The sequence below is a fragment of the Vibrio maerlii genome (genome assembly GCF_003415655.1).
Lineage (GTDB): Bacteria > Pseudomonadota > Gammaproteobacteria > Enterobacterales > Vibrionaceae > Vibrio > Vibrio maerlii.
In genome coordinates, this window is sequence record NZ_QRHC01000001.1 from 130,796 (window position 1) to 152,252 (window position 21,457).

16 protein-coding genes are annotated in these 21,457 nt (G+C 46.2%); 7 read left to right on the forward strand and 9 right to left on the reverse strand.

Going from position 1 to position 21,457, the window contains the following annotated elements:
• Positions 1-226 precede the first annotated feature (226 nt).
• On the forward strand, positions 227-1,774 hold the full coding sequence (locus DPF91_RS00555; protein ID WP_117232485.1) for a DEAD/DEAH box helicase: 1,548 nt from the start codon (positions 227-229) through the stop codon (positions 1,772-1,774).
• 408 nt (positions 1,775-2,182) lie between these two features.
• A complete protein-coding gene (locus DPF91_RS00560) occupies positions 2,183-4,225 on the forward strand; it encodes an EAL domain-containing protein (RefSeq protein WP_117232486.1) in 2,043 nt (680 codons plus the stop codon).
• Between the two features lie 58 nt (positions 4,226-4,283).
• On the opposite strand, the gene DPF91_RS00565 is transcribed toward DPF91_RS00560, so the two are convergent.
• Positions 4,284-6,284 carry a U32 family peptidase gene (locus DPF91_RS00565; RefSeq protein WP_117232558.1) on the reverse strand — a complete coding sequence of 667 codons (2,001 nt, stop codon included), beginning with the start codon at positions 6,282-6,284 and terminating at the stop codon, positions 4,284-4,286.
• Positions 6,285-6,528: 244 nt separating this feature from the next.
• Positions 6,529-7,620, reverse strand: a complete 1,092-nt coding sequence (locus tag DPF91_RS00570; RefSeq protein ID WP_117232487.1) for a porin — start codon at positions 7,618-7,620, stop codon at positions 6,529-6,531.
• A 162-nt stretch (positions 7,621-7,782) separates the two neighbouring features.
• On the opposite strand from DPF91_RS00570, the gene DPF91_RS00575 reads away from it, so the two are divergent.
• Positions 7,783-8,673: a LysR family transcriptional regulator gene (locus DPF91_RS00575; protein WP_164683966.1), complete on the forward strand. Its 891-nt coding sequence runs from the start codon at positions 7,783-7,785 to the stop codon at positions 8,671-8,673.
• 116 nt (positions 8,674-8,789) lie between these two features.
• Here the strand turns inward: DPF91_RS00575 and DPF91_RS00580 are convergent, their stop codons facing one another.
• The 4 genes from DPF91_RS00580 to DPF91_RS00595 all read right to left on the reverse strand — a co-directional run bounded on the left by DPF91_RS00580 (position 8,790) and on the right by DPF91_RS00595 (position 12,982).
• Positions 8,790-9,266 (reverse strand): methylated-DNA--[protein]-cysteine S-methyltransferase, encoded by a 477-nt coding sequence (locus DPF91_RS00580; RefSeq protein ID WP_117232489.1) that lies wholly within the window; start codon positions 9,264-9,266, stop codon positions 8,790-8,792.
• Complete coding sequence (locus DPF91_RS00585; protein ID WP_241033727.1) at positions 9,263-10,567, reverse strand: DNA-3-methyladenine glycosylase 2 family protein; 1,305 nt, start codon at positions 10,565-10,567, stop codon at positions 9,263-9,265. The genes DPF91_RS00580 and DPF91_RS00585 overlap by 4 nt, the downstream gene beginning before the upstream one ends.
• Before the next feature lie 478 nt (positions 10,568-11,045).
• Positions 11,046-12,302 (reverse strand): sensor histidine kinase, encoded by a 1,257-nt coding sequence (locus DPF91_RS00590; RefSeq protein WP_117232491.1) that lies wholly within the window; start codon positions 12,300-12,302, stop codon positions 11,046-11,048.
• Positions 12,302-12,982: a response regulator transcription factor gene (locus tag DPF91_RS00595; protein WP_117232492.1), complete on the reverse strand. Its 681-nt coding sequence runs from the start codon at positions 12,980-12,982 to the stop codon at positions 12,302-12,304. Before DPF91_RS00595 ends, DPF91_RS00590 begins: the two co-directional genes overlap by 1 nt.
• 170 nt (positions 12,983-13,152) lie before the next feature.
• On the opposite strand from DPF91_RS00595, the gene DPF91_RS00600 reads away from it, so the two are divergent.
• The 4 genes from DPF91_RS00600 to DPF91_RS00615 all read left to right on the forward strand — a co-directional run bounded on the left by DPF91_RS00600 (position 13,153) and on the right by DPF91_RS00615 (position 18,299).
• A complete protein-coding gene (locus DPF91_RS00600; RefSeq protein ID WP_117232493.1) occupies positions 13,153-13,950 on the forward strand; it encodes an efflux RND transporter periplasmic adaptor subunit in 798 nt (265 codons plus the stop codon).
• 11 nt (positions 13,951-13,961) lie between these two features.
• Positions 13,962-16,976, forward strand: a complete 3,015-nt coding sequence (locus tag DPF91_RS00605; protein WP_117232494.1) for an efflux RND transporter permease subunit — start codon at positions 13,962-13,964, stop codon at positions 16,974-16,976.
• Positions 16,977-17,140: 164 nt separating this feature from the next.
• The gene (locus tag DPF91_RS00610) at positions 17,141-17,758 is read left to right on the forward strand and encodes an HAD family hydrolase (RefSeq protein ID WP_117232495.1); all 618 of its coding nucleotides are present in this window, start codon (positions 17,141-17,143) and stop codon (positions 17,756-17,758) included.
• A gap of 151 nt (positions 17,759-17,909) precedes the next feature.
• On the forward strand, positions 17,910-18,299 hold the full coding sequence (locus DPF91_RS00615; RefSeq protein WP_117232496.1) for a MaoP family protein: 390 nt from the start codon (positions 17,910-17,912) through the stop codon (positions 18,297-18,299).
• Between the two features lie 777 nt (positions 18,300-19,076).
• On the opposite strand, the gene DPF91_RS00620 is transcribed toward DPF91_RS00615, so the two are convergent.
• The 3 genes from DPF91_RS00620 to DPF91_RS00630 form a co-directional block, all read right to left on the reverse strand.
• A complete protein-coding gene (locus DPF91_RS00620; protein WP_117232497.1) occupies positions 19,077-19,397 on the reverse strand; it encodes a nucleotidyltransferase family protein in 321 nt (106 codons plus the stop codon).
• Positions 19,387-19,794, reverse strand: coding sequence for an HI0074 family nucleotidyltransferase substrate-binding subunit (locus tag DPF91_RS00625; RefSeq protein WP_117232559.1), 408 nt, complete (start codon positions 19,792-19,794; stop codon positions 19,387-19,389). Before DPF91_RS00625 ends, DPF91_RS00620 begins: the two co-directional genes overlap by 11 nt.
• A 594-nt stretch (positions 19,795-20,388) precedes the next feature.
• Positions 20,389-21,375 carry a succinylglutamate desuccinylase/aspartoacylase family protein gene (locus tag DPF91_RS00630; protein ID WP_117232498.1) on the reverse strand — a complete coding sequence of 329 codons (987 nt, stop codon included), beginning with the start codon at positions 21,373-21,375 and terminating at the stop codon, positions 20,389-20,391.
• Positions 21,376-21,457 lie beyond the last annotated feature (82 nt).

Here is a 21,457-nt window from a genome sequence, read left to right on the forward strand (position 1 = left end):
AGATAGAGATTACAAGCCTTGTGAGAGATCTCGCACAAGACGTAGAGCAAATTAGACGTTTATACCTTGCCTACTCTAGCGACATAGATCACATTTTTAACCTGATACCGTCCACTTTTGCGCTTGATGTTCATTAACAAAAGACTCAGAATGGCGCACTTTTCTCAATTTTGGCTGTTCGCACCCTAGTTGAGTCTCTAATCAATCATTACTTGAGTACATTTATATGGGTTTTAACTCTCTGGGTCTCTCCGCTCCAATCCTTAAAGCAATTGAAGAACAAGGATACGACAAACCATCCCCAATTCAGGAACAAGCCATTCCTGCAGTGTTAGAGGGGAAAGATGTCATGGCGGCAGCTCAGACGGGTACAGGTAAAACGGCTGGTTTTACACTTCCTATTCTTGAACTTCTCGATAACGGTACTCGAGCGAAAGGCAATCATGTTCGTGCGCTAGTATTAACCCCAACTCGTGAGCTTGCAGCTCAGGTACAAGAGAATGTATTTAAGTACAGTCGTCATCTACGCCTAAACTCAAACGTTGTCTTTGGTGGTGTGAAGATCAACCCGCAGATGATGAAGCTGCGCCAAGGTACTGATGTACTGGTTGCAACCCCTGGTCGTCTGCTCGATCTTTACAACCAAAATGCGGTCAAGTTTTCTCAACTCGAGATTCTGGTATTAGATGAAGCAGACCGCATGCTAGACATGGGTTTTATCCGCGACATCCGTAAGATCTTGGATTTGCTACCAGCAAAACGCCAAAACCTGCTTTTCTCTGCGACATTCTCTGATGAAATCCGTCAGCTAGCAAAAGGTTTGGTCAACAACCCTGTAGAAGTATCGGTAAACCCGGCTAACTCGACTGCACGTACCGTTGAGCAAGTGATTTACCCAGCAGACAAACGCAAAAAAGCACCAATGCTCGTCAAGCTGATTCAAGATGGTAACTGGCAGCAAACTCTGGTGTTCTGTCGTACTAAGCACGGTGCAAACCGCCTTTCTTACTACCTAAACGATCAAGGCATCACTGCGGCACCGATTCATGGTAACAAGAGCCAAGGCGCACGTACTCGAGCACTAGCAGACTTTAAATCGGGTGATATTCGCGTATTGGTAGCAACCGACATCGCAGCGCGCGGGATCGATATCCCACAGCTACCTCAAGTGGTGAACTACGACCTACCTAACATTTCAGAAGACTACGTACACCGCATCGGTCGTACTGGTCGCGCTGGTGAAGTGGGTCATGCTATTTCATTAGTATGTGCAGATGAAGCGGCGGAGCTATTTGGCATTGAGCGCCTGATCCAGCAGCTATTACCTCGCATAGAGCTTGAAGGCTACAAACCAACCAATGTTCTTCCTGAATCGAAACTGGATACTCGCCCGATCAAGCCAAAGAAACCGAAAAAGCCGAAGAAGAACAAACCTCAAGGTGAAGGTGCTGAATCGAACCAAAAGGGTAAGTCGCAACACAACGACGGCCAACGCTCTGGCAGCAATGCTCGGGGTAACAAACCCGCGGGTAAGAACAAGCGTCACTTTGGTAAGCCACAGGCAGACAACTCAAAAGCGGGCAGCAAAACACCGGGAAATAAGCCGTCAGGTAATAAGTCTGGCAATGGCAAAACTGGAAATAGTAAGCCTGGTGGAAATGGTAAGCCTGCGAAGAGCAAGCCTGGTCAAAATCGTCGTAACAAGCCAAGCGGCAATACCAACCAAAACAGACCAACAGGTAACAAGCGCCCTGCGAACAACTCGCAACGATAATCCGTTACTCAGTTGACTATTTAGCATCAGCTCGGATTAATTTAGAAAAGCTTCCAGCACTGTAATCACAGCCAGGAAGCTTTTTTGTATCTTACGAAGCCGTTTGTAGCCCAGGCTAAACTTCCTCTTCTGTTACTGGTACAGAGCCTTCTGCACCGTGCATCCAAGCAACGAGCTTGTTGGCAATGACATTGAACCCAAACCAAGCCCCCATCAAAAGCTATCGTTACTAAGCTGCTATCTCAGTCTGCAATATCGTATGTGCAACACGACTAATTAAAACGACCTTAGAACAGATTCTTTTATTGATAAAGTTAACAAAAATAACACCTATAAAACATTTTTCTCTAGACGAATTAAGCCTTTTTGGTTTAAATATAGAACAGCGCCCCGTAATTAGTTGTTGTAATGAAGCCTATTTCAGAGTCTATCTATTCCAAAATATCGAGAAGCCAATACCTTATTGGCTTGTGTAACGTCTTTATAAAGCTGTTACCCATCTCTGTAATCTGTGCTCTATTACTACTCATCTCTAATGCTTTAAGCTGGTTAGGTTTTTTCCAATACAGCGCGCATGTCAATGCCGCTACCTCATTGACCTCTCAGCTGTTTCCTATATTGCTGATTGCTTTCTACTCGCAAGCCATTGCTGCTATTCAGCACCAAAATAAAGAAGGGATCACTATCTCTTCCCTCGTGAGCTATTTTCTGATTTGTCATCAATGGGGCATGATGACGGCAGAAGTCATTGTTCCACCCAACACTTTCTTAGCGATTTGCTTACCGCTCGTGGTGAGCAGAGTGCTACAAGTATTTAGCTCGCGCTATGCCGCTGCGGATACGAACCTGCCGAGCGTGGTCGACAAATCGATTCGCCTGGTGACACTGTGCTGCGCAGCAATCGCAACCGTGTTAGTTGCGAGCACTCTGCTACTAAACGTATCAAGCTCATGGGTAGATTGGGAAAACCTGATGCCGAACCTCGATCCAAATTCGCTGGTCGACGGTTTGTTCTATGAGCTTGTTCGAAACCTATTGTGGTCGGTGGGGATCAATGGGCACGTGATCTTCTCTACCTACAAATCTGAGATCTACGAACTTACCGCGCAAAGTATCCAGGCCTACCAAACCTTTGGGACAGATATTCCTATCTTTACCTCAAACTTCTTCGACTTTTATGCGGGAATGGGCGGCGCCGGCAACACCCTCAGCTTGGTGCTTTGTATGCTGTTTCTTTCAAAAACCAGCACCTATCGCAAACTTGGCATGACGGTGTTATTGCTGAGCGTATTCAACATCAACGAACCCGTTATCTATGGACTGCCTATCATGTTCAATCCAATCATGATCATTCCATTCATCATTACACCAGTCGTAGGATTAATTCTCGCTTATCTCGCAACCTATTTTGGACTTGTTCCACCAATTTCTGAACTGATGAGTTGGTTAACTCCACCAGTGATTAGTGGGTACATAGGTACAGGTAACAGCATTGCAGGCGGTGCACTTCAGGTGATCATTCTTATCGTGGGTATGGCCATTTACTTGCCTTTTTTTCGTCGAATGGAAAGCCTAAGCGGTGATTCAGTGGTGCTACCAAAGATCAAATCTGAACAATTCTTCTATCAACAAGGTTTGAGCGAGTTTAGTCGTAATAACAGCGTATTATCGCAACTCGATGCCAAGGTAAACTCGCAAAAAGTGGTCAGCAATCTGCAGAACTCTGGTGATTTCATCTTGTTCTATCAGCCCCAATATGATGTCACCAAGAGCAAAGTGGTTTCTATGGAGGTGCTGATCCGCCACAAAGGCCACGATGGAAAGATAACCCCACCTCATTTTATCGAGCACTTCTCCAATCTCGGGATGATGGCTGAGTTGGATCTCTGGGTCGTAAAACAAGCACTCGAAGAGAGCGCACAATTTGCTAGTAACCCTGACTTCAAGGTCTCCATCAACATCTCACCCGATACCTTCTTGATTCCAAACTTCACTCAGATCTTGCTCGATTTGGTGAGTGTCAGCCAATTGGATGCAACTCAAGTGGAACTGGAGATCACCGAAGATCTCCTCATCAAGGATGAAGCGCTAACCTTTGGCGTGCTCAGCCAACTCAGAGCCAAAGGGATTTCAATTGCACTGGATGACTTTGGTTCGGGTTACTCATCGATTGGCTATCTATCTAAGTTTGAGTTCGATAAAGTCAAAATCGACCGCTCATTAGTGGTCAACTCTAAGACAGAAAAAGGGCGTAACTTGCTGAAACTCACTTGTGAGATTGCCGCAATGAGTGGCTCTAAAGTGATTGTTGAGGGGGTAGAATCAGAAGAAGAAGTATCGCTAGTGAAGTCACTCGATGTTTCACTGATACAAGGCTATTACTACTACAAGCCGATGCCGCTGAGTTACATCGATGAGCTCGACCTATTCACTCATCGTAAGGCGAGTTAAATTAAATACACTTCTACTTGAAGAAAAAAGAGCGACTCGTTCGTCGCTCTTCCAATCACTATAAACCTTTTACATACTGACGGTTAGCTGTCGGGTAGATAGCAGAGCTTAGCTCAGAAGCAACCACCTCTCGCTCACTGACATCACTGCTAAGCCATGCCAAGAAGCCATCGATTGTCGCACTCTTGGTCATCTTGTTTTGTGTTTCAGTTTGAATGTCGCGAAGATCAATCAGTACATCCGTACACAAATTTGGTAAGTCATTAATAAAATCTAAGTTCAGTGTATTGTGCTCAGCGTAGATCGAGTTATGACTGCCCTTCTGCTTCTGGATCACATAAGGATTGTCTTTAAGGTTAATGATCGACGTGCGTTTATCGCAGCGACGCAAACACCCTTTGTTAACCTTTATCTTGCGACAGCCCTCGGTTTGCTGGAAAAGGCATTGGCGACTCGTTAGTAGCGTGTTCGGGTGATAGATACTATAGAAAGTACGCATCGCATCAGAGCGTTTTATGTGACGAAGCTGCTTCTTGTTCAGCTCATTCGATAAGAACGCACCGCTAGCGCCAAACTCTTGTTCCAAACACTTCAGCGTGAACGAGTTCGCACTGTTCATCTGTGGACCTGCGATCCAAGCCAAACCTAACTTGTTCGCTTCAAAGCCAACACCAGAATTATTGGTGATTAATGCTGCCGGCTTCACCTCTTCCAAAAAGGTTTTTGCTGCAGCAAAGTCATCACCGATTAGAATCGCTGGGAAACATGGCTTCAACTGAGGGTATTCATTAAACAGCTCAACCATGCGTTCATATTCAGCCGCTAACCCCATTGGAATTTGGAAGTAAACATCAAGGTCAGTACGACTTGAAAGATAAGCGTCACTCTCAGAAGAGATCAGCACTGAGAGCCTAGGCGATGTTTCCAATGGTTTAGATGGTGCGATATTAGCGATCTCCGGGACATCGATCGCTCCTTTCAAGCTTGAGCCATTTACGGCACTCGACTTCAACTCAAAATCAGCCGTCTGCTTCTCGACATTCTGAATTATCGCCGTCTTATCATCGTAGAGCTTTTGTTTTACCTGCTTCACTTCATCTAAAGACTGACACTTATACACCTCAGAGAAATGATTTACTGCGTGATCACGTGGGTTATCGATATACATCGACTTGCCATAGTTGCCTTGCAAAAATGCATTAGAAAAGTCGCGGTTAAAGACCGTGTAAAGCTCCGTAGTGTCCTCAGAGAGCGCTTCACCCTCACACAAACGATCAATCTGCTTGCGCCAGTTATCAACCACAGTAAATACGTAGTGCGACTTCTTAATACGCCCTTCCACTTTCAAGGAATAAACGCCTGCATCCACCAACGCTTCTAAATCACCAAAAGCAGAGTTGTCTTTAAGGTTGAGCGGATAGTGGCTACCCGTTTTCGTCACTTCATATTCTTCACGACATGGCTGACTACAACGGCCTCGGTTACCTGATGCGCCATTGCGGTTTGAACTGATGTAGCAGATACCCGAGAAACCAATGCAGTATGAACCATGCACAAACACTTCCATCATCACATCGCGCTCTAAACCAAACTGCGCAAGGTGTTTTATCTCATTGATGTTCAGTTCACGAGACAGGTTCACTCGGCTTGCCGTTAACTGCTTGAGGAACTCAATCTGCCCTTCGTTATGGGTATTAAGCTGAGTTGAAGCGTGTACATCGAGGTCGGGAAAGTGGTGTTTAAGAATATAAGCCAGACCAAGGTCTTGGACGATCACACCGTCAATTTTGGTAGTATTTAACTGCGCTAGAAGACGGACTATCGCTGGAATTTCGCTCTCAAGGATAAGAACGTTAAGCGTCAGGAAGATCTTGCATCGATGTTGATGCGCCAGTTCTAGCACACCTTTGAGGTTTTCTAAGGTGAGGTTTGTTGCACGGTTACGAGCATTGAATCGGTCCAGACCACAATAGATAGCGTCAGCACCCGCAGCGATCGCCGCTTTAATTGAGTCTAAGTCGCCACCAGGAGCCAAAAGCTCAAACTGCTCTCGTTTCAACATATTACAAACTGCCTTAAGAATAACAAACCGTCAAAATAGTCGCGTATTCTAATCACTTTCCGTAACAAATGTTGAACTAGTTCACACTTTATTATTCTGGGTCAATTTAACCCTGTAAAACAATTCCTATGTGCCAGAAACGAAAAAACAGAAGTGCCCAAGGTACGGTTTGACACTTCTGTAAAAGCAAAAAAAGCCTAAAAAAATTATGAAAATCTATAGCGTTAGGGGAAACCTAAGGTTAGAACGCGTAGTAAACACCTGCTACTACTGTCTCACCTTCTAAATCACCGTGTGTAGAGCCAACTACGTCGCTGTCAGCTTCACCCGTTTGGTACTCAACAAAAGTTGTGATGTTAGATGCTACCGCGTAATCTGCACCGATAACGAAGTTCGTTACGTCGCCATCACCCACAGATACACCAGATTTAGTGTACTCATCTAGTTCAGCCATTGCATAAGTTGAGTAAACACGTGCTTTATCGATTGTGTAGCTTGCTGCTAGACCAAGAGAAGAACCATCTACGAAATCATCATTTTTCGTATCGAAGAAACCGAAACCATCTAAGCCTTCAAAGTTTGCGTAAGTAACCGCAGCGTAAAAGCCCTTAATTTCGTAAGAAACCGATGCACCATAAACCTGAAAATCTACATCTGTACCAGCAATGAAATCGTCATCGCTATCTGTTTTGTACACTTCGCCAGATTGGAACATAGCACCAACAGATAAACCATTAACCGAGTAATCTGCAGACACACCGTATAGGTTATCGATACCATCATCAGACTCAGTGTGGATATCCGCAACAAGTGTGAAATCAGCAATATTGCCTTTTGCTACGATACCATGCCCAGAAGATTCTTTGTTGTGGCCACCAATGCCACCCATGTAGTTACCTTCGTTCGTGATATCGTCTTTTTCGATAGCATCACTTGAGTCTGCAAGGTCACCCACTTCACCAACAGCGACACCCCACTGTTCAGTTTTAACACCAACATAAACGTCATCAAAACGAGCATCATTGTCAGTGCCGTCGTACCAAGAGCCTGATTCAATCTCAAAAGAGGCAAACGCTGTAAACTCTTCATTTAGCTTTTGCTCAGCATTCAGCTGAATCTTAGCCCAAACGTTTGTATCTAAGTCAGAGTCAGAAGATACTTTCTTTTGAACACCATTCTCTGTTTCCAATGACTCGATATCAGTTGTCGCTAGGTAAGCATCCACTTCACCACCGAAAGATACAACCGTATCTTCGTTTTTGTATAGCTCAGCAGCAGAGATAGAAGTTGCAGAAAGGGTAGCAATGATGCCAGCTAGGATCGTTTTTTTCACAATAAATTCCTTCACGTAAACGATTGGTTTAACTGGGGAAGGAAAGTACCAGTTATATATTTAGCTGTACTTAATCTAAATTTAAGTAATTTTTATAGATTTGAGGTATAATAAAAAACGTCGTTCAATTACAAAGAGTTACGATTCATTATGGATCTAAACATGTTTAAATATTTTATTGCGGTCATCGAAGAGAAAGGGGTGTCTAACGCCGCAAAAGCTCTTGGAGTGACGCCATCTGCCGTCAGTCAAAATATTTCTAAACTCAATGATTTTTATAATGACGTACTTTTTACTCGCTCTGGTGTGACATTAGTACCAACAACCAATGGCTTAAACTTGTATCACGCCGTTAAACCTGCGGTAGAAGAACTGTCCACACAAGCTAATGCTCTAAAAAACCCAGCGAAGGCAAAGCGAACCATCTCGTTCTTGAGCCACAAAGACGTAGACTTGCTCTTCTACACACAACTTCTAAATCGCATCACAGAATCTCAATTTGATATTTCTTTAGTTAACATATCAAGCGGGAATAACGAAGAACTGTGGATCGATGATCTGGTTCAGCGTAAAGCGGACTTTATTATTTCTACCCAACCTATCCACTTTCAAGGTTATGAAAATCAACTATTACTGAGAGAAGAGATCGTCTCGGTGTGCAGTGGCGATAACCCACAAGGTCACAAGCTAGATGATGAAGAAGGCTTCTTTGATTTAGATTACATCGCCTACACCACGCGGCGTAACCGTCAGCGTATGTTCAGTGCGTTACTGCAAGACAGAAAAGATACCCGTAACATTGTCTATCAATGCGACTCGATGCTGACATCACTCTATATGGTATCGAATAGCGACCTAGTGTGTATGGCGTTACGTCATCACGCAAGCCAATTTAAAGATTCATTGTCGCTGTCACTCCACCCACTCCCATTCACGGAAAAGGCCGAGATCCCGATCTTCCTCAGCCACCGCAAAGTGAGCAACAATGACACCACATTAAAATGGATACTAAATCAGGTGAAAGATATTTTCGCTCATTATAAATATGAGTAATTACTCCTCCTTGGATTCGTCATACTCAAGAATCAGGAACGACTTAGTTGGGGATTTCGTTTTTTTCTAGAGCGAAGCGTTCTACAGGACGAAGTCCGTTCTCAAGCAAAGGGCTCTTATATCTCAATCCCTTCAAGCACCAATAAGTGCTTCTTACGCTCGACTCCCCCAGCGTAGCCCGTTAATTTTCCATTCTTACCTATCACTCGGTGACACGGTACAATGACCGACACAGGATTCTTACCATTGGCCGCCCCTACCGCTCTCACCGCTTTCGGGCTACCAATCGCATCCGCTAGGTCTTGATAGCTCCAGGTTTCACCAAAGGGAATGGTCGTCAGGGCTTGCCAAACCTTATTTTGAAAATCCGTACCGTGAGTGGATATCGGCAAGTCAAAGTGACTACGCTGGCCAGAGAAATACTCCTTCAGCTGGGCGACTGCTTTTTGCAGCAAATAATCAAAATCATCGTGAACACCCAAATCATCTGGCTGAGTGGTATGCGTTTCAAACCAAACCCCGGTAATGCCCTTCTCATTGGCTTGGATAACCACATCTCCTAATGGAGAGTTAAAACGTGTGTACTTCTTCATAATGTATGACTCCAACAATGAAAGGTGGCGTAGCTGCCCCAAGGGGATACCGCAGCCGTGGTAATACTCGGGAACTTATCCATGACTCTCTTCACGATCAGATCCTTATCTAACAAGCAATCAGGCTCAGACAAACCACGCAACAACGCATAACTCACCGTCCACGGGCCAATACCTTTCAGCGTTAGCCACTCTTGTGGGTGTGTATTGGGATTGTCTAAATTATAGATGGCAAAGCGCTTGAGCGTCTCTTTACGACTTTGAGGCATTCTCAAAAAATCTAAATCCGCATTAGCCACTTCACTTATCGTAGGAAAGTGCTGATTACCATTAAGCTGCTGAGCCAACAGGTTAAGTTGACCAATCGCTGCTTTGACAGAGACCTGCTGACCCAATATCGCTCGCACACCCGCTTCCCATGTACTCCAGACCCCAGGAATTCTAATCCCCTGAGTCGAAACAAGCTCGGGTGAGACAAGCTTTAGGTGCGATTCAATGACGTCCGTATCCGCATCAAGGTCGAATAAACGACGAATCCCTTTCACTAAGTGACGAACCTGTTTCAAGTCCTCAATCTCAAACTCGACCTCCAGTGCCTTACCCGTATTCTTGGCACTGAACCATGCTTGTTGACCATTCACTTCCACTCGACGCTGATAAGCATCCTCAATGACCGTTTCAATCCCGTCTAGCGCTCTAAGTCGATAGAAATCAAGCATGTGCTGCCAGTTGAGTTGACCGCGATAAGACAAGGTTAACGTATTCGAAGCACTGCCTTTGGCATCTTTTCTCACCTGATTCGGAGCCAACTTAAGTGATTTCACAAACGCATCATTAAAGCGTCGGACACTATTAAACCCACTCGCATAGGCAACATCGGTAATCGACAGTTGACTGGTGTGCAGCAGCTGTTTGGCAAACATCAATTGCTGGTAGAGTGCGTATTGCTTTGGCGACAGCCCAAGATGCTCGTTAAACAGTTGCCGTAAATAACGGTCGCTAATGCCCAAACGTTCACTCAGTTCAGCCAAGCTACCTTGTTGCAATGCGCCATCATCAATCAAACTCATTGCACGTTGAAAGGTGGTCTCCGTTCCCTTCCACGCCCAAGATTGCGGAGCACTATCCGGGCGACAGCGCAAACAGGGTCGATAGCCAGCTTCTAGCGCTTGCGAACTATGCTCAAAGTACTCGACATTCTCTTCTTTCGGTAGATTGGCTGGACAAATTGGTCGGCAGAAAATCTTGGTGGTTTTTACTGCAACGAAGAAACGTCCATCAAAACGCGGGTCGCGTGCCATCCTAGCTCTTTTGTATTTAGAGATCTTGTATTGAGAACTCTTACATTGAGAGTTCTGATGCTGACTCGCATTACTACTGTCTTGATGTAAATGAGGTTGAGTCATGAAGTTAGCGCCCTGATTACTATTGCAGTGATTCGATACTAGGGTCTGTTGACATTTCGAGCTGGTTTTTGCAGCAGTTTGTGGGAAATTTCTACAAGGCAGAGGCTTTGATGTGTAGCTAGCCTACATGAGAAGCCGATAACGCAGTAGAAATGAAGCACAAACGCTGCCCGAAGGGTTCGAACTAGGCGTCCCCGCAAAAATCGTTTTATGCTTTGTTAAGGGGTATTTACTTAGAGTGACTAGGCTACACACCCCTTGCCGCGCCTAAAACGATTTTATCTCGAACAAAATTTAACCTCGAAAGGCCAACAGACCCTAGCAGTGTAACGAATCCTACTCAGTGCGCTAGCCATTTTCGGAACTGAATGTTTTAGGAAGGATTAAATCTAAGTCGAGCGACGCAACCAGTACCCTCTTCGCGATCTTTGAGCTCAAAGTGCCAACCGAATGTATCGCACAAGCGCTTAATAATGAGCAGGCCCAAACCATGATCAGTACTGTTCTCTTCGTTTAATCCAGAGCCTGTGTCTAATACTGTGATCGAATTTGGAGTGATCTCAATATCTATCTTGCCTTGCTCGGTAAAACGTACCGCATTATCGACCAAATTCTTGAGAATCATATTCACCACCTGTGGCGGCATATTGATCTCCATCCCTGGCTCGACAATAACATTCAGCTCAACGCCACTCGTTAGCTTGCTGCGCTGTTTATCGAGTGAGATGTCTTTCTCTCCTAGGGGAAACAAAGACTTGGCTTGCTCTGAATTCTCTTGCTTCACAATATTAAGCAGCAGCTCAATGGTGGTCTGCATCTGTTCGGCCGCTCCAATGATCCTAGCCCTTTGCTTGGCTTGAAACTCCGGATCGTCTTTCATGGATTGAAGGTTTGCTGCCCCTAATACCACCGCGACCGGCGTTTTAAGTTCGTGGCTGGCGTACTTGGCAAACATCAGTTCTTGTTTGACCACGCGATCTTTCATCTGGGTATATTGATTGAGATGATCCGCTAGCTGCTTCAGCTCATCTATCGCATGCTTGGATACAGAAAAACTTTGACTATTCGAATCACTGAGCTGTTTAGAGAGTTCATCGACCGGCAACATCAATCCATCAAAAACTCGCTTTAACGAGAATTTTAGAACCACCAAGAGAAAGGCAATAATCGACACAGAAAGAATGATGATCACTTCCCAGTTCTCATCACCAAAATCCAACTCCTTGGCATCAATAGTGAGATACATAGGAATGGTCTCTCCGTTATAGACAAAGTTGGTGTAATACACCATTGGGCCTTCTTCATAGAGTCGGCCAATACGGCGAACCTCATTCTCTTCAAGTGTTGCCGACTGGGTTATGATCTCGGGTAATTCGGTTTCGGAGTAATAAGCAGTAATGTTTGGACTGATTTGAGCACTTGGTTTTTGCTCGAGCTGATAATAACGCTCAGCAACAAACTCAAAAGATTTGAGGTGATCCGCAATCCGATACTCTTCTGCAATCACCAAATAAAGCGAGAAACTAAAAGAGACCACAAACGCGGTAAACAAGGCGATGCGCGCATAAGTCACCAGCAGGCGCTTACGTACTGCAGCAATATTGTTGGTTCGCGGCTTAGAAAACAGCATTACAACTCCAATCGGAAACCGACCTTAGGCACGGTTTTCAGCATCGGCTTTTCATAGGGTTTATCGAGAACATTACGCAGTAAATAAATGTGGCTTCTAAGCACATCTTTATCTGGAACATCTTCACCCCATAAGGTATGAATTAGAGCATCTCTCGACACCACCTCACCCTGCGCTTTTACTAGGCTCACGAGGATTTGGTACATAACCGGTGTGGTCACCAGTTTGTCACCTTGGCGCTCAACTTGGCGCGTCTTCTCGTTGATCACCAAGTCACCGTAACTGAGCGTCGTTGTCGCTACTTGGCCCTTGAACCTTTTGATCAATGCATTAAGGCGCGCTTCAATCTCAGGAAACTGAAAAGGTTTGGTCACAAAGTCATCAACGCCGCTTTCAAAGCCCGTGAGCAGATCGTCTTTGCCGTTCAACGCCGTCAACATCAAAATTGGCGTCGTCTTCCCCATCTTACGCAGCTCTTGAGCGACCTGCATACCGTCTTTCTTTGGCATCATCACATCTAAGATGATGGCATCAAAATCGTTCTCCGCCGCAAGGTTAAAGCCCATCTCGCCATTATCGGCAAAATCCACTTCAGCTCCTTTCACTTCAAGAAAATCAGCCAATATGCCTTGTAGCTCAGGATTATCTTCCACCACTAAGATCTGTGCGCCTTGTAACATACGTCTCTACTCATCAATTTATCACCCCCACATCATAGTTGAATCGTGTCGAATTAATGTCGATTAAGATCGAATCCTTTCCCTTTTTCATTCAAGAAAACACTCCCATTCGACAAAAACTCGACACCTCTCTCCTCATAATACATTCATAAAACTGTGGGAGAACCCAAATGAGAACCATTCTGTTAACCTCTTTTCTGACAAGCATCATCACCGCCCCAGCCGCACTCGCAATAGACCTGATCGGCCAAACCACCAGTAAATCTCCACAAAAGATCGTCGCTGAAGTGAGCGGCGTGGTCGAGAGCACATCGGCGCAACGCGGTGACTTCATCAATGCAGGACAAACCATTGCCTCCATCAAACAACAAGATTTCATTCTTGAGCTCGCTAAGCAGAAAGCGAATGTGTCGCTGGCAGAGGCAGACTTGCAACTCAAGAACTCAATCTACAAACGCTACATCGAGCTAAGGGAGAAGAAGAGTATTTCACCTAATGAGCTCGATATTGCCAAAGCCGATTACTTAAGTGCTCAAGCACAGCTCGAGTTGGCAAAAGTTGAGTTACAAAAAGCCGAACTTGACCTAAAAAACACCCAGATTCAATCCAATATCCAAGGCCATATTGTGATGCGTTCGGTTGATTCAGGTGCTTGGGTGAATCAAGGGGACCTGCTATACACCGTCGTCAATATCGACACGCTCAATGTTGAACTGCTAGCAAGCGAACATGACTTAGATGAACTCACAATCGGCCAACCAGTCGAGCTTTGGGCTGAATCGGTGCCGGGACAAACTCTCACCGGAAAAATCAAACGCATTGGCGTTGAAATGGACGCACAAACCTTAGCGTACCCAGTCGAAATCGAGATCGCTAACCCATCTGGTGCATTCAAGCCAGGTATGTCGATTCATGCGACAACCACGCTGTCTAGCGCAGCAGCATCAAACTCGGCCATCAGTCAATAAGGATACATAGGATGAACCTCATCGCCTATTTTGCTCAACGGCCGTTTCTCGCTCGCATCATCACTATCATGGTACTGATGGTCGGCGCTGGCTCATTGATGACCCTAAAGCTTCAAGAATACCCAAATGTGGCGTTTGAAAACGCGACTATCGAAACCATCTACCCAGGTGCAACCGCGCAAGATATTGAGCTCAATATCACCAACCCGATAGAAAAAGAGTTACGCAGCGTTCAAGGCATCAATTTCTATCAGTCCCAGTCGACTGATGGGCGCTCATTAATCGAAGTGGAGTTTCTAGCAAGCGCAGATGCTGCGAAGGTCATGCGCGATCTGCAACAAGCGATCGATCGTGTCACCGGCTTGCCTAAAGGCATTAATAACCCTCCAGTACTGACTCAAGAGGACACCTCTTCCTTTGGTGCTTATGGCTTCGGGGTGCACCTCACCGAGTCCAATTCCGAACCTAGCGAATTGCAGCATTACGCCTACGAACTCGAGAAGAAAGTCAAAGCCCTGCCTGGTGTGAGCACGGTAACCATGTCGGGTTATCGCGACCGAGAGTTTTGGGTAGAGATCGATCCACTGAAGGTAAGCCGTTACCAACTCACCTTCGATGAGATCGGATTAGCCATTCAGCAACGCAACCTGTCAGAGTCGGGCGGTATTGTTGAGTCTTGGATCACCGAGCAGAAGATCGTCACCATGACGCAGGTCTCGTCAGCCGAAGAGATTGAAGCTATCGTCATCAAAGCGCTCCCTTCTGGCTCTGTCATTCGAGTCTCGGACGTCGCCACTGTACATGACACCTTTGCTAAAGCCACCGAGCAAGGCGTGATCAACGGCGAATCTTCGGTGTTATTTAAAATCAATAACAGCAGTGGGGCGGATATTGTTTCCACAGTTTCAAGCATTCAGGCTTTATTGGAGTCTGAGAACCAACGACTCGGGGGCAAATTTGGCTTCCAGTCAGGCTTTAATCTCGCCAACGACATGGTAGATAAGTTTTCCATTGTGTCTGTCAACGGCGGCATCGGGTTGGTGCTGGTGTTACTGGTATTGAGCCTAATCTTAAAACGCCAAGTTGCGTTTTGGGTATCGGTCTCAATTCCATTCTGTATCCTCGGTGTGATGATCGTTCTATCGGCATCGGGCCTGAACCTAGATAGCATCACCCTGGCAGCACTGTTGTTGGTAATCGGCATCATCGTGGATGACTCCGTGATTGTCGCAGAGAGTATTTATCAAGAAAAAGAGAGAGGAAAAACAGGTATCGAGGCTGCGATCAGCGGAACGCAAAAAGTTATCAAGCCAATCATTGCCAGCCTGACAACAACGGCACTCGTGTTTATCCCAATGGCGTTTATCCCGGGAGCCATGGGGAAAGTCGTGGTGGTAATTCCGGTCACTGTCATCGCTGCCCTGCTATTCTCGCTTGCGGAGTGTACCTTTACGCTGCCTGCCCATTTGTCTAAATCAATGGCAGCGAAAAACACACCTCAAGATAAACCCGACCGCTTTGAAGCAATAATCAAAGCCTACCAGAAGCTCCTTACTCGCTGCTTACACTTCAAAAAAAGTGTGATTGTTATTGCATTGCTAGTGGCGAGCGTCAGCGTTGGCCTAGTGACAACACTTAAGGTCGATATCTTCCCGAGTGAAGCGGCAAAATACGTCAAGATATACACCGAAGTGCAACCCGGCACACCAGTGGAACGAGTAAGAGAATCCCACCAAGCGCTGGAGCAAGCACTAGCGACACTGCCAGAGCATGAACTGGTCTCGTATGAGATCGCCTACGCATCGCCGGTCAGTGAGGGGACGATTACTTTAACGAACTACGAACTTCGTGAGCGTACTGCAGACGACATCATTGCGGCAATTAAAGACTCAATGGGCGAACAGCCGGAAGAGGTCTTCATCAAACTGTCGGTCGATGCGGGTGGCCCACCACCAGGAGAACCGATTGAGCTTCGAGTATTGGGCGGTAGTGACGAAGAAAGACAACACGCAGTCACGCTTGTATCAGAGTGGTTTGAGCAGCATCCGGGGCTACACTCGGTCAACCACAGCGAGGCTCTAAAAGATCCTCAAGTGAGCGTGATCCCACAGTACGATTGGCTTGCCAAATACGGTCTGACGGTATCCGACCTAACCAGCACGCTGCGTTTAGCGTTTGAGGGCGATACGGTGAGTTCTTCATGGCTCGGCGATCAAGATGTCGAGATACGAGTGATCATGGACGACCAATACCGCGATATCCAACGCCTTGCGACCACTAAGATCTATACCCCTCAAGGCAAGCAAGTTCCACTGAGTCGCTTGGCAAAAGTAGAGACGATCGAAGCACCACGTCTCATCAAACACTACAACGGTGTGCGAGAAGTAACGGTTACCGCACAAATTGCTGATGAAGCGTTAAGCTCAACCGCATTGAGTGAACAGGTACTGAACGAACTTGCTGGCCAATACGCGCCTAGCATCACGCTTGATGTTGGTGGTGAAGCTGAGAACACCGATGAAACCCTGAGTGGTTTTATGGTTGCCTTCCCTGCGGCTCTACTGGCAATCTACTTCGTGCTTGCAGTGATGTTTAACTCGATGCTGCAGCCACTATTAGTCATGAGCGTGATTCCATTTGCCGTGATATCTGCCCTAATGGCACTCGTGGTTCACATGCAAGCGCTCTCGATGTTTGCGCTGATTGGCGTGCTCGGTATGACGGGGGTAGTGGTCAATAACTCGCTGGTACTCATCAACCGAATCAACGAGTTAAGATCTGAAGGTAGTAACGTGCTCGATGCAGTTACTGAGGCGTCCGTCAGTCGCTTGCGCCCTATCGTCTTAACCTCCCTCACCACGGTTGTTGGTCTGTTGCCGCTAGCGTATGGATTAGGGGGGACCGATGTCTATATGGGGCCTATGTCGTTAACCCTAGGCTACGGCTTACTGTTCTCACTGCCTGTGGTTTTGATCGTCGTGCCTTGCCTGTATGCATTCACAAACCGAGACAAGCCAAAGAGCTAGAGAGCTAGAGAGCTAGAGAGCTAGAGAGCAGAGAATGATAAAATGCCGGCACATTGATGTCGGCATTTTTTTGTGCCGTAGTAGAACTGTGAATCCTTACGGAGAAATCCTGTTCAAACTTTGCCACTGTAACGATTCTAAATAAAACCCATCTTGGACCGCCCATGCAAAGCCCAAACATCAAGAATGTCATTTTCGATATCGGCAACGTAATCGTTCTCTGGAACCCACTTGAGATCACCCGCCTCACCTTTGGTGAAATCAACGACCCAGAAAGTAAAGCCCGAAGCATCTTTCAAACAGAGATTTGGCTCGACCTCAATAAAGGGCGACTAACAGAAGAACAGGCTCAACAGGCCTATGTCGAACAAGGTATTCTCACCGCGAACGAAGCCAAAAAGCTGTTTTACTACGTCAAGCAAACTCAAATTTTGCTCTACGGCTCGGTCGAATTATTAACTCGAGTGAAACAGGCTGGCTATGGTGTCTATGCCCTAACGGACAACGTCACCGAAATTGTTGAGCATCTGAAAAACACCTATGATTTTTGGCCGCTGTTCGATGGAGCAACCGTCTCGGCAGAGGTGGATTTACTGAAGCCTCAGGCTGAAATCTACCACTCCTTATGCTCAACGCACGGACTCGTTCCCCACGAATGTGTCTTCCTTGATGATATGCCCTACAACGTTCAAGGCGCCATTGACCAAGGCCTTCACGCCATCCAATTTGCTAACAGTGAACAAGTCGAGCACGAACTCAAAGCATTAGGACTGAAATTTTAAATTTCTACTTGGCAAAATTCAGACTCTTTTTCTATGCTCAGATTGAAATGTGTTGGGGTGCGTTGTCATCACCCTGACACAAAAATCGCTAACAGTGTTGCGAACACTTATTGAATGAAAATTGAAGAAAGATTTTGCGAGTAGAAATGCTATGACAGAGTTCGATGTCCGTGTAGGAACAAAACCTTTTTACGATAACAACAAGTTCAAGCGAGGCTTTGCTAAGTCCGGTGATTTCACCATCGCTGAAGAGAACATCCTCATCCACTATGGCGATACGCTAAGGCAACTTACCGATGGGTCACTCCTCCCCGAGTCCGATCAAGAAAACCAACTAATACGAGTCCTCAGCGGAGAAGCCGAAGCAGAAAGCAAGCTAGAAAAGACCTGGCAAAAGTACCAAAAACTCGCCTTTGGTCGTCGCAAGTTCCACGGCCTGGCAACCACCAATCGCGCTAACGCCGACGACGATAATGACTCAGATACCGATGACAACGAAGATATTAGCATCAACGGTAATTCGGGCGATGACGATGATTAATGAGATCAATCGGGGGCATTCCCTATTTCGTTTACTCGCGTTCGAGAACGAGTGAGTTAACTTGGGGTCAGAGTTACCAGCATGATTCAGAACACTCAATGAGTTCAGAGCTGACTGCAACTCTGACCCCATCCTCGAACCCGCTCTTACTCCCCTTCACCACCAAACCATTGAGATCGACGATGCTAATCCAAGGGGAGGCTGGGAGGGGTTGCTAACAACAAACCAAACCCTACTTAAGCTCTTTCTGTAGCGCAGCGTTCTATAGGACGAAGTCCGTTCTTAAGCGAAGCGTTCTAGACTCTTTTAAGATCCCCTACTTCGCCGATTCCCGTTAGAGAACAACGGCGTTAACTTGGGGTCAGTGTCTAGAACACACTTAGTACCAACAACAGTGAACCACGAATTATCTCCGATATTTTCAACGCCAAACACTCCCGACACTGACCCCGTCCACCAAGTCCATTCTCGACCCCGCTCTTGTTCCTCCCCTTAACCGCCAAACCATTGGGATCGACGATGTCAATCCAAGGGGAGGCTGGGAGGGGTTGCTAACGACAAATCAAACCTTACTTGGGGTCAGTGTCTAGAACACACTCAGTATCAACAACAGTGAACCACGAACTATCTCCGATATTTTCAGCGCTAAGCTCACCCGACACTGACCCCGTCCACCAAGCCCAATTTGAGACCTAAGCCCTGTCATTCCCTACAGTAAGGCACGAACGAGATAGGGAATCTCGCTTTTAGCCCTTTCTGTAAGCGAAGCGCTCTAGATCATTTGACTCGCACACCATGTTCTCGAATGTGCTCGAGCAACTCTGGTGTGGTAATTGTACTTGTAACAACAAGATCCACTTTGAAAGGTAATGATGATTGTTCGAGGTTAAATGCCAACTCAGCGATAATAGAAAGATCTAGCATCTCTCCTTCCAGAGCAATATCAATGTCCGAGCTATCTTTATAAGTCCCTAATGCTCGCGACCCAAACACCCATGCCTTTCGAACCTTTGAGTGACTAAAAACCACCTCATTGAGCAGTTCAAAATGGTGTGGCTTTAACCCAAATTTCGATGGGGATATAGCTTTAGTTTCCACTTTTACCCTCAAGGTACTTAGTAATTTCGTGGATCACAGGAGAGAACTGGGACTTAATCAGCTCCTGGGCTTGTAAAACGTTCTGTTCGTCATAAGTATGAGAGAGAAGATTTCTTTTCATTAATGCTTCGAGTAGTGTTTCGCACTGCTCAGAATCAATATGTCTAGCCTCTAGAGCGGTGCGAATTACGCTTCTAGGCGATGCAACGTCAAACCCTTCAAACTCAAGCAAATCTTTCAGCGTCTTCCACATCAGTTCAAATGAGAATTCAAATGTCTGAACAAGTCCTGCAAGCTCTAACTCATTGTAGGATTCTTGATCGCAGGCTCGACTTAGTCGTCGCTGAGCTTTACTTAAATTTTGCAGTCGCTGTTTCCAACGTTCTGGATTTCCCATTTTCATAACCTCAACTGTTATCTTAAGTTTCTTTGGGTAGAAAGTATTTTACAAGGGCTTCAAGATAACTTCTAGCTACGCCTTACAAAGTGCAATCTTAATCGGCGTCAGAGTCATCGCAAGTCTATCTGCATTGGATACTTCAAACCCTACGGAAACTCTGACCCAAAGTGAATTCATTCCCTACTTCGCCGATTCGCGTAGAGAACAACGTCGTTAACTTGGGGTCAGTGTCTAGAACACACTTAGTACCAACAGCAGTGAACCACGAAGTATCTCCAATATTTTCAGCGCCAAGCACACCCGACACTGACCCCGTCCACCAAGTCCATTCTCGAACCCGCTCTTACTCCTCCCCTTCACCACCAAACTATTGAGATCGACGATGCTAATCCAAGGGGAGGCTGGGAGGGGTTGCTAACGACAAACCAAACCCTACGGAAACTCGGCCCCCAAAATAAATGACCCTAGCCCCGTCATTCCCTACAGTGACATACGAACGAGATAGGGAATCTCGCTTTTAGCTCTTTCTGTAGCGCAGCGTTCTGTAGGACGAAGTCCGTTCTAAAGCGAAGCGTTCTAGCTTCCACAAGCTTACTTAATCAACCTCACCACCAGCGAGCCCGGTGCTCGCAGGGTTTCAAGGTTGTGGCTCAGCACTGTACCCGACTCTGGTGCATAATATCGACTGAGTTCAATACCCAGCGCATCATATTGAATCGCGAGTAACTCCCCCTCTTCTACTTCTTGCATCATCGTCACTTGTGGTTCAATGAATCCGCCTTGCTTCGCTTTGATGCTAATGGTTTTTGTACCCTCTAACGGAGATGCCGTAACCTCGGCTGTGCCAGCAATCACATGCTTCGACTTCAGGATGTTCATCACCCCATCAGCAGCGCGCTCGACTAACTCAGCTTCATAGTAACGCCCAGATCCAACCTCAACCGTGATACTCGGTACGTGATGAGTATTCCACGCCGTCTCTAGCACACCCTTCTCGCCTGGGTCATTTAAGATCACATCGGCGTTCATCAGCTGCGCCATCGCTTTAGATTGCTCAATACGATAATCGGCGAAAATATACAGCGGGTAACAAGTACCGGTGGTTTGAGTGTGAAGGTCAATCGCCAGATCTGCATTGGGTAATAGCAGGTTATTCCAAAGCGAATGAAGGTAACGTTCTACCTCATTACCCTCAGCACTCCCAGGGAAGTAGCGGTTTAAATTCGAAGACGAGGTATCGGGATCAACCGCAATGAAGTCACGACTGTGATGCAAAATACCGGTTAAATTGATCATCGGAACAATTGTCACACATCCAGCGATCTTCTGGTCAACTAAGCGCTGCGCCACTTTCATCGCCGTCATGATGCCGTTTTGCTCATCACCATGAACGCCAGCGGTGATCATCACACGGCAACCGTTTGTTTCACCTTTAAAAACTCGCACAGGTAAATGTTGCCACTGACCAATCGCATTGGTCGCAACCGCGAAGTTAAGAATATGCTCACCGGCGGTTAAGCTGTTCACGTCAAGCCTGTGAACATAGTTCAATGAATGAACCTGATTATTAGACGTCATCTTTGATTCCATTTGAATAGAAAGACCGGCCCTACTGATGTTATCCATGGCCTGCCTTTGAAAGATTGTGTTGAATCTTATA